General features: G+C 59.4%; 3 protein-coding genes. 2 read left to right on the top strand and 1 reads right to left on the bottom strand.

From position 1 onward, the window contains the following. The coding region (locus AAAB16_RS22095) for a methyl-accepting chemotaxis protein (RefSeq protein WP_340665274.1) at positions 1 to 1,792 on the top strand (1,792 nt) is incomplete at its 5' end. A gap of 170 nt (positions 1,793 to 1,962) precedes the next feature. Further along, positions 1,963 to 2,883 carry a LysR substrate-binding domain-containing protein gene (locus AAAB16_RS22090; protein WP_340665273.1) on the top strand — a complete coding sequence of 307 codons (921 nt, stop codon included), beginning with the start codon at positions 1,963 to 1,965 and terminating at the stop codon, positions 2,881 to 2,883. On the opposite strand, the gene AAAB16_RS22085 is transcribed toward AAAB16_RS22090, so the two are convergent. Beyond that, positions 2,880 to 3,053, bottom strand: coding sequence for a hypothetical protein (locus tag AAAB16_RS22085; protein WP_340665272.1), 174 nt, complete (start codon positions 3,051 to 3,053; stop codon positions 2,880 to 2,882). The two genes, AAAB16_RS22090 and AAAB16_RS22085, sit on opposite strands and share 4 nt — an antisense overlap. Positions 3,054 to 3,149 lie beyond the last annotated feature (96 nt).

Raw genomic sequence — 3,149 nt, 5'->3', positions numbered from 1 at the left:
CAACGACTACTTGCAACGCAACGCCATCCGCGACGATTTGAACAGTTATTTGCAGGAGATGGGTGAGGTCACTGCAAGCAATATTCAGAACTGGCTGACGGGGCGCATCGTGCTGGTGGAAAGCACTGCGCAATCCATCGCCGGCAACAACCAGACCGATGCTGTAGTCAAACTGCTGGAGCAGAAGGCACAAACCTCCACCTTCGACTTCACCTACCTAGGTAGCGCCGATGGTAGCTTTACCATGCGCCCCAACAGCGAGATGCCGGCCGGTTACGACCCGCGCACCCGCCCTTGGTACAAGGACGCAATGGCTGCCGGTACCACCACGCTAACCGAACCCTATGTCGATGCCGCCACCGGCGCATTGATCATCACCATCGCCACCCCCGCGCAAAGTGCCGGCGTAGTAGGCGGCGACCTAAGCCTGAATGCCTTGGTAAAAATCATCAACTCGCTGGATTTTGGCGGCATGGGTTATGCCTTTTTGGTCAGTGCCGATGGCAAAATCCTGGTGCATCCAGACAAAAATCTGGTGATGAAAAACCTCAAAGACCTCTACCCCAACAACACCCCAAGCATCAGCAGCGCCATTAGCGAAACCGAGCTCAATGGCGAGGACCGTATCCTCACCTTCGCGCCGGTCAATGGCTTGCCGTCAGTGAAGTGGTACATCGGCTTGTCAGTAGATAAGGGCAAAGCCTTTGCCATGCTCACCAAGTTCCGCACCTCGGCCATCGTTATGACGGTGATCGCGGTAATCGGCATCTTGTTGCTGCTGGGTATGCTGATTCGCGTACTGATGCAGCCGCTGTTGGTGATGGCGGTGGCCATGCGCGATATCGCCCAAGGTGAAGGCGATCTGACCAAGCGCCTGAAGGTGCAGTCGAACGATGAGTTCGGTGACTTGGCGTCGTCCTTTAACCAGTTTGTCGAACGCATCCACAGCTCGATCCGCGAAGTGTCCTCGGCCACCACGCAGGTCAACGAAGTGGCCAAACTGGTGGTTAACGCCTCCAACTCCTCAATGGTTAATTCCGATGAGCAGGCCAACCGCACCAACAGCGTGGCGGCTGCCATTAACGAACTGGGTGCCGCCGCTCAGGAAATTGCCCGCAATGCGGCTGACGCCTCAACGCAGGCTTCGGACGCCAAGGTGCTGGCCGAAGACGGCCGCCAAGTGGTGCAAAAGACCATCGTCGCCATGAACGAGCTGTCCGACAAAATCCGCATTTCGTGCGGCAATATCGAGACCCTCAACGGCAAGACCGTGGATATTGGCCAGATCCTCGAAGTGATCAAAAGCATTTCCCAGCAGACCAACCTGCTGGCGCTTAACGCCGCGATTGAGGCCGCGCGTGCGGGTGAGGCGGGGCGTGGTTTCGCTGTGGTAGCCGATGAAGTACGCAACTTGGCCCACCGCACCCAAGAGTCGGCGCAAGAAATCCAGAAAATGATTGAAGAGCTGCAGGTGGGCTCGCGCGAGTCAGTGACTACCATGACCGAGAGCCAACGCTACAGCGAAGAAAGCGTGGAAATCGCCAACCGTGCCGGCGAGCGCCTGGGCAGCGTGACCGAACGCATCGGCGAAATCGACGGCATGAACCAATCGGTCGCCACCGCCACCGAAGAACAAACCTCGGTGGTGGAATCGCTGAATATGGATATCAACGAAATCAACATGCTCAACCAGGAGGGCGTGGAAAACCTGCAGGCGACGTTGCGTGCCTGTGGTGACCTGGAAACCCAGGCTACCCGCTTGAAACATCTGGTGGACAGCTTCCGTATTTAACGTCCTCCCGTAGGGTGTGCCGCTGCGCGTTCAGACGCGCAGCACAGCGATCACGCGCTAATCGCAGGTGCCACACGGCACACCCTACGGATTGCCTCCAACCTCGCTGGGTTCTTATGATGTCGCAGCGCGGCTGTCTGGGACGCGCTTTGCCGGGGGGCCCAACATCAATGAATCGCAACGAGCTGCGCAAGGCCGACATCAACCTGATGGTGGTGTTCGAAACCTTGATGCAAGAGCGCAATGTCACCCGCGCAGCGGAAAAACTGTTCCTTGGCCAACCCACCATCAGCGCGGCGCTCAATCGCTTGCGGGCGATGTTTAATGACCCGCTGTTTATCCGCGTGGGGCGGCGCATGGAGCCTACGGCGCGCGCCGAAGAGATTATCCAGCACCTGTCGCCAGCCCTCGATGCCATGTCGGTGGCGCTCAGCCTGACCCATAACTTCGACCCGGCCACCAGCACCATGACCTTTCGCATCGGTTTGTCCGATGACGTTGAGTTCGGCCTGTTGCCGCCGCTGCTGCGCACCCTGCGCCAAGAGGCACCAAAGGTGGTGTTTGTGGTTCAGCATGTGGATTACTGGCGCATTCCCGACCTGCTCGCCAGCGGTGAAATCACCGTGGGCATCAGCCAGACCCGTGGTCTACCGGCCAATGCCAAACGCAAGTTGCTGCGGCATATCTACCCGCGCGTGCTGCGCGCCGATGCTTCGGCCACGCCGCTGACGCTGGACGAATACTGCGCCCGCCCGCATGTGTTGGTGTCGCATACCGCCAACGTTAGCGGCCTGGCAGATGAGTGGCTGCACGATATCGGGCGCAAGCGCCAAGTGGTGTTGTCGGTGCCGCAATACAGCGCCTTGCCGGCGCTGCTGGCAGGAACGGACCTGCTGGCCAGCTTGCCTGACTACGCGGCCAATGCGATGGCGGCATCAGGGCAGTTGTTTGTTGAGCCCTTCCCCTTCCCTACGCCGACCCTGGACTTGGCCATGGTCTGGCTAAGCGTGATGGACACCGACCCGGCCGAGCGCTGGCTGCGCTCGCGGTTGGAGGCCTGTATGGGCGATAGGCGCGGCTTGGTGGTTTAGCTGACGGGCTTCTCAGCCTGAGGATGTAATTCGTCCCAGAGCTTGGCAGCGTCTTCAAACTCGGTGCCGGTTTCCTCGTCCATCGCCTCGGGGTCGTAGCGGCTTAAGCAGCCTTCGCCCAAGGTCGGTGGAGGAGTTGATGTAGCGCGGTCCAGTGGGTCGTCACTCATAACGCTTACCTCGCCTGACGGACGTTATGGCGGATATCCCCTGCGGGGATATTCGCCCTACGGTGCGGTGATCAGTCGAACACCACGGTCTTGTTG

Source organism: Pseudomonas sp. (genome assembly GCF_037994325.1).
Taxonomy (GTDB): Bacteria; Pseudomonadota; Gammaproteobacteria; order Pseudomonadales; family Pseudomonadaceae; genus Aquipseudomonas.
Note: the sequence above shows the minus strand (reverse complement) of the source record. Positions and strands in the feature narration are given on the sequence as shown.

Coding starts and splice junctions, on each gene's coding strand:
- AAAB16_RS22090 (WP_340665273.1), top strand. CDS start 1,963: ATGAATCGCAACGAGCTGCGCAAGGCCGACATCAACCTGATGGTGGTG.
- AAAB16_RS22085 (WP_340665272.1), bottom strand. CDS start 3,053: ATGAGTGACGACCCACTGGACCGCGCTACATCAACTCCTCCACCGACC.